The sequence below is a fragment of the Streptomyces sp. ActVer genome (assembly GCF_027270795.1).
Classification (GTDB): domain Bacteria; phylum Actinomycetota; class Actinomycetes; order Streptomycetales; family Streptomycetaceae; genus Streptomyces; species Streptomyces umbrinus_A.
The window spans coordinates 1-5,234 of the sequence record NZ_JAPWHT010000596.1 but is presented as its reverse complement, the minus strand read 5'-3'; the positions used below and the strand labels follow the sequence as shown (position 1 = coordinate 5,234).

At 71.0% G+C, this 5,234-nt stretch carries 6 protein-coding genes and 1 pseudogene; 3 read left to right on the top strand and 4 right to left on the bottom strand.

Annotation, left to right across the window (positions count from 1 at the left end):
* The 3 genes and pseudogenes from O3Q52_RS48465 to O3Q52_RS48455 form a co-directional block, all read right to left on the bottom strand.
* A pseudogene (locus tag O3Q52_RS48465) lies at window positions 1–779 on the bottom strand (cation acetate symporter); the annotation flags it as partial.
* 105 nt (window positions 780–884) lie between these two features.
* Entirely contained in the window at window positions 885–1,241 is a 357-nt protein-coding gene (locus O3Q52_RS48460; protein ID WP_055617080.1) for a hypothetical protein, read from the bottom strand.
* Window positions 1,242–1,252: 11 nt separating this feature from the next.
* Window positions 1,253–2,008 (bottom strand): LytTR family DNA-binding domain-containing protein, encoded by a 756-nt coding sequence (locus O3Q52_RS48455; protein ID WP_269654831.1) that lies wholly within the window; start codon window positions 2,006–2,008, stop codon window positions 1,253–1,255.
* A gap of 77 nt (window positions 2,009–2,085) precedes the next feature.
* On the opposite strand from O3Q52_RS48455, the gene O3Q52_RS48450 reads away from it, so the two are divergent.
* The 3 genes from O3Q52_RS48450 to rocD all read left to right on the top strand — a co-directional run bounded on the left by O3Q52_RS48450 (window position 2,086) and on the right by rocD (window position 4,838).
* Window positions 2,086–2,574 carry an Lrp/AsnC family transcriptional regulator gene (locus tag O3Q52_RS48450; RefSeq protein ID WP_055617082.1) on the top strand — a complete coding sequence of 163 codons (489 nt, stop codon included), beginning with the start codon at window positions 2,086–2,088 and terminating at the stop codon, window positions 2,572–2,574.
* Window positions 2,575–2,787: 213 nt separating this feature from the next.
* On the top strand, window positions 2,788–3,609 hold the full coding sequence (gene ddaH / locus O3Q52_RS48445) for a dimethylargininase (protein ID WP_269654830.1): 822 nt from the start codon (window positions 2,788–2,790) through the stop codon (window positions 3,607–3,609).
* Window positions 3,606–4,838 carry an ornithine--oxo-acid transaminase gene (gene rocD / locus O3Q52_RS48440; RefSeq protein ID WP_269654829.1) on the top strand — a complete coding sequence of 411 codons (1,233 nt, stop codon included), beginning with the start codon at window positions 3,606–3,608 and terminating at the stop codon, window positions 4,836–4,838. Before ddaH ends, rocD begins: the two co-directional genes overlap by 4 nt.
* Before the next feature lie 204 nt (window positions 4,839–5,042).
* Here rocD and O3Q52_RS48435 read toward each other — a convergent pair.
* Window positions 5,043–5,234 (bottom strand): FAD-binding oxidoreductase (locus O3Q52_RS48435; RefSeq protein ID WP_269654828.1); only part of this gene is annotated, 192 nt, incomplete at its 5' end.

Here is a 5,234-nt window from a genome sequence, read left to right as displayed (position 1 = left end):
CCTGCCGGGAGCCGGACCCGCTCGTCCTCGTACCGCTCGCCGTCGACCGTGCCCGTCGCGGTGACACTCAGCGGTTGGCCGAGTTTGAGGTCGAGTCCGGCGTCGATGCGGACGACCCGGTGCTCGCGGAACGTGGCCGGTTCGTCAAAGGGGCGGTCCGGGGCCCCGTCGCCCTGCCAGGCGAGGACGAGGAAGAGCGCGGGGACGAGCAGGGCGGTGAGCTTGAGCCAGTACTGGAAGGCCTGCACGAAGGTGATGCTGCGCATGCCGCCCGCGGCGACGATCGCGACCACGACCACGGCGACGATGATGCCACCGAGCGGCTTGGACGCTCCGGTCAGGACGTTCAACGTCAGCCCCGCGCCCTGGAGTTGGGGCAGGAGGTAGAGCCAGCCCACGCCGACGACGAACGCTCCGGCCAGCCGCCGTACGGCCTGCGAGGCGAGCCGGGCCTCGGCGAAGTCCGGCAGCGTGTAGGCGCCGGAGCGACGCAGCGGGGCCGCGACGAAGAGCAGCAGGACGAGATAGCCGGCGGTGTAGCCGACCGGGTACCAGAGCATGTCGGGGCCTTGGACGAGCACGAGGCCCGCGATGCCGAGGAAGGAGGCGGCGGAGAGGTACTCACCGCTGATGGCCGCCGCGTTCAGCCGGGGGCCGACCGTGCGCGAGGCCACGTAGAAGTCCGAGGTGGTACGGGATATGCGCAGGCCGAAGGCGCCGACGAAGACGGTCGCTACGACCACGAGCGCGACCGCGGGGACGGCGTAGTTCTCGTTCACGGGCTGCTCTCGATCACGGGCTGTTCTCGCTCACGCGGTGCTCTCGTCCTGGGCTCAGCGGTTCTCGGGCTCGGTCCCCGTCACGGTCTCGGTCTCCGTCTCGGGCTAGCGGTCCTCGACGAGGCGGACGAAGTCCTTCTCGTTGCGGTCGGCGCGGCGCACGTACCAGCGGGCGAGGAGCACCAGCGGCGGATAGACGCAGAAGCCGAGCACGATCCACTCCAGGCTCGAACTGTCGCCCATCGAGGCGAACACCAGCGGCAGCGGGCCCACGAGGAGGACGAGCACGGCGAACACGGTGAGCGCGGCGCGCAGTTGGGAGCGCATCAGCGAGCGGACGTAGGTGTGCCCGAGCGTGGTCTGCTCGTCGATCTCGGTGCGCGGCCGGGAGCGGCTCAGCGGGCGCGTACGGCGCGGCGGGCCGGTGACGACGACCCGGCGGTCGGTGGGGTCCTGGGGCATCTCGGGCCTCCTCAGCTCGCGGTCCGGCGCATCAGCAGGTCGCGCAGTTCGCGGGCGTGACGGCGGCTGACCTGCAGTTCGACCGAGTCGACCAGGACGCTGACGGTACCCGCGTCCAGCCGGAGTTCGCTGATGTGGCCGAGGGCGACGAGATGGCGGCGGTGGATGCGGACGAAGCCGCGCGAGCGCCAGCGTTCCTCAAGAGTGGAGAGCGGGATGCGGACGAGGTGGCTGCCCTGGGCGGTGTGCAGCCGCGCGTAGTCCCCGTGGGCCTCGACGTGCGTGATGTCCTCCACGGCGACGAAGCGGGTGACTCCCCCGAGCTCGACGGATATGTGGTCCGGATCGGGTTCGTGCACGGGTATCAGCGGTGCCGCGTCCATCTGCTCGACGGCCCGGCGGACGGCCTCGGCCAGGCGTTCCCGGCGTACGGGCTTGAGGACGTAGTCGACGGCCTTGAGGTCGAAGGCCTGCACGGCGAAGCCCTCGTGGGCGGTGACGGAGACGACGAGCGGCGGTTTGGCGAATCCGGCGAGCAGCCGTGCCATGTCGAGCCCGTCGAGGCCCGGCATGTGGATGTCGAGGAAGACGACGTCGATGCCCTCGTCGCCGCCGGGGCCGCTCTCCAGGGCACGGTTGATCCGGCGCAGGGCCGCGGTGGCATCGCTCGCGCCCTCGACGCTGCTCACCCGTGGATCGGCGTCCAGCAGATAGAGCAGCTCTTCGAGGGAGGGCGGTTCGTCGTCGACGGCGAGGGCGCGCAGCATGAACCCGGAGTGTAGGAGCAATTCGCACGCCTGCACATGCGGCGGGCCAGGTCGTCGCCGCTGGATACAGTGCCCGCATGACACCCACGTCCGCCCCCTTCGACGATCTCGACCGGAAGATCGTCACGGCTCTGATGGCGAACGCCCGCACGAGCTTCGCCGAGATCGGCGCGGCGGTCGGTCTTTCCGCCACCGCGGTCAAGCGCCGGGTCGACCGGATGCGCGAGACCGGCGTGATCACCGGGTTCTCGGCGACGGTGGAGCCGGCCGCGCTCGGCTGGCGTACGGAGGCGTACGTGGAGGTGTACTGCGAGGGCGCCGCCCCGCCCCGGCGGCTCGCGGAGGTGATGCGCAACCATCCCGAGATCACCGCCGCCATGACGGTGACCGGCGGCGCGGACGCGCTGCTCCATGTGCGGGCCCGGGACGTGGAGCACTTCGAGGAGGTACTGGAGCGGATCCGGGTGGAGCCGTTCATCCGCAAGACGATCAGCTACATGGTGCTGTCCCATCTGCTGCCGGAGAGCCCGGAGGCCGGGGCGAGCCAGCCGGCTCCGGAGGCGTGAGCCGGCCCGACCCGGAAACGTGAGCCTTCCGCGGCCCGGACAGCGGGAGTGAGCCCCCTCCGGACCGCCCACGCAGCAATCGTGCGTGGACCGGTCCGAACACGCAGTATCCCTGCGGTGACGCGCAATCCCCGATTCTTGTCGGGACCGGCCTCCGCTTCCTACCGTTGAGGTATCCCACCCAACACCGCAGGAAAGCGGAGGAACCCCTCTGTGCCCATGAGCCGTGTGCCGCGATCGAGGCGCTTTCTTGTCTGCGAACCCAGACACTTCGCCGTGCAGTACGCCATCAATCCCTGGATGCATGAGGACACACAGGTCGACGTCGATCTGGCCCGAGGACAGTGGGCGGAGCTGGTCCGCGCCTACCGCGCCCACGGCCACACCGTCGACAGCGTGGAACCGGTCGCCGGTCTCCCCGACATGGTCTTCGCCGCGAACTCGGCGCTGGTCGTGGCCGGCCGGGTCTTCGGCTCGCTCTTCCACGCGCCGCAGCGCCGCCCGGAGTCGACCGCGTACGAGACGTGGTTCAAGAACGCGGGCTTCGACGTCTACCGCCCCGAGGCGGTGTGCGAGGGCGAGGGCGACCTGGTCTTCGCCGGCCGCCACCTGCTGGCCGGCACCGGATTCCGTACGGAACGGGCCGCCCACCACGAGGTGCAGGAGTTCTTCGGCGTCCCGACGGTCAGCCTCACGCTGGTGGACCCGCGCTTCTACCACCTGGACACCGCGCTGTTCGTGCTCGACGACGGCCCCGAGGCGACCATCGCGTACTACCCGGAGGCCTTCTCCGCGGGCAGCCGTGAGGTGCTCCGGCTGCTGTTCCCGGACGCGGTGATCGCCACGCACGAGGACGCGATGGCGTTCGGGCTGAACTCCGTCTCGGACGGCCGTCATGTCTTCATCGCGCCGCGCGCCGAGGCGCTCGCGGGCGAGCTCGCCCGCCACGGCTATGTTCCCGTCCCCGTCGACCTGTCGGAGTTCCAGAAGGCAGGCGGGGGAATCAAGTGCTGCACCCAGGAGATCCGCTCATGACCGTCGCTCCCAGCCGCTCCCTGCGTTCGTCCGCCGAGCTGATCCGCGCCGAGGAGCCCGTCCTCGCGCACAACTACCACCCGCTGCCCGTGGTCGTCGCGCGCGCCGAGGGCGCCTGGGTCGAGGACGTCGAGGGCCGCCGCTACCTCGACATGCTGGCCGGCTACTCGGCCCTCAACTTCGGGCACCGCCACCCCGCCCTGATCGAGGCCGCGCACCGGCAGCTCGACCAGCTGACGCTCACCTCGCGCGCGTTCCACAACGACCGGCTGGCCCGGTTCGCGGAGTCCCTGGCCGAGTTGACGGGCCTGGACATGGTGCTGCCGATGAACACGGGCGCCGAGGCCGTGGAGAGCGCCATCAAGGTGGCCCGCAAGTGGGCGTACGAGGTGAAGGGCGTCGCGCCGGACCAGGCGACCATCGTCGTGGCCGCGGACAACTTCCACGGCCGTACGACGACCATCGTCAGCTTCTCCACCGACGAGACGGCCCGCGCCGGCTTCGGTCCCTTCACGCCGGGCTTCCGTGTGGTCCCGTACAACGATCTCGCCGCGCTCGAAGCGGCGATCGACGAGACGACCGCGGCCGTCCTGATCGAGCCGATCCAGGGCGAGGCGGGTGTCGTCATCCCCGACGACGGCTATCTGCGCGGCGTCCGCGAACTGACCCGGCACACCGGCTGCCTGTTCATCGCGGACGAGATCCAGTCCGGCCTCGGCCGTACGGGACGCACGCTCGCCGTCGAGCACGAGGACGTCGTCCCGGACATGCTGCTGCTCGGCAAGGCGCTCGGCGGCGGCATCGTGCCCGTCTCCGCGGTGGTCGCACGACGCGATGTCCTCCAGGTGCTGCGCCCCGGCGAACACGGGTCGACGTTCGGCGGCAACCCGCTGTCCGCGGCGGTCGGCTCGGCCGTCGTGGAACTGTTGGAGACCGGCGAATACCAGCGCAGGGCCGCGGAGTTGGGCATCGTACTGAGGGGCGGCCTGACCGCCCTCGTCGGCAAGGGCGTCCAGGGCTTCCGGGCCCGCGGCCTGTGGGCGGGCGTCGACATCGACCCCGCCATCGGCACCGGCCGCGACATCAGCGAACGCCTCATGCGCGAAGGGGTCCTGGTGAAGGACACCCACGGCTCGACGATCCGCCTCGCCCCGCCTCTGACGATCACGGGAGAGGAACTCCAGACGGCGCTGGGTTCCCTGGAAGAGGTCCTGACGGAAGGCTCCTGACGAGACGGGGCGCCCCTTCACGCACGAGGCGGGGGGCGCCCCCTGTTTTTAGGGGCGCGGGGAACTGCGCGACAAGCCCCCACCGTCCCGCGGCCAACAAACCGGCCGGGGTGGGGCGGAGCCCAAAAGGGGGCTCCGCGGGCCGGCGCGGACCCTCGCGCCGACCCGCGGCCTCCGCAACCACCCGGTTCGAGGTACGGCGGCTCAGGGGAGGAGCCGGTCGAACCGGAACGGCGCGAGGGCTTCGGGCCTCTGCCCCGTACGGATGTACTCGGCGAGCCGGTGCCCCGTGACCGGCCCGAGCGTGACCCCGAGCATCCCGTGCCCGGTGGCCGCGAACGCGTTCTCGTGCCCCGGCACACGGTCGATCACCGGAAGCCCGTCGGGAAGGAAAGG

Bases quoted from the DNA above. Each gene is read 5' to 3' on its own strand.
- O3Q52_RS48460 (WP_055617080.1), bottom strand. From the start codon at position 1,241: ATGCCCCAGGACCCCACCGACCGCCGGGTCGTCGTCACCGGCCCGCCG.
- O3Q52_RS48455 (WP_269654831.1), bottom strand. From the start codon at position 2,008: ATGCTGCGCGCCCTCGCCGTCGACGACGAACCGCCCTCCCTCGAAGAG.
- rocD (WP_269654829.1), top strand. From the start codon at position 3,606: ATGACCGTCGCTCCCAGCCGCTCCCTGCGTTCGTCCGCCGAGCTGATC.
- O3Q52_RS48450 (WP_055617082.1), top strand. From the start codon at position 2,086: ATGACACCCACGTCCGCCCCCTTCGACGATCTCGACCGGAAGATCGTC.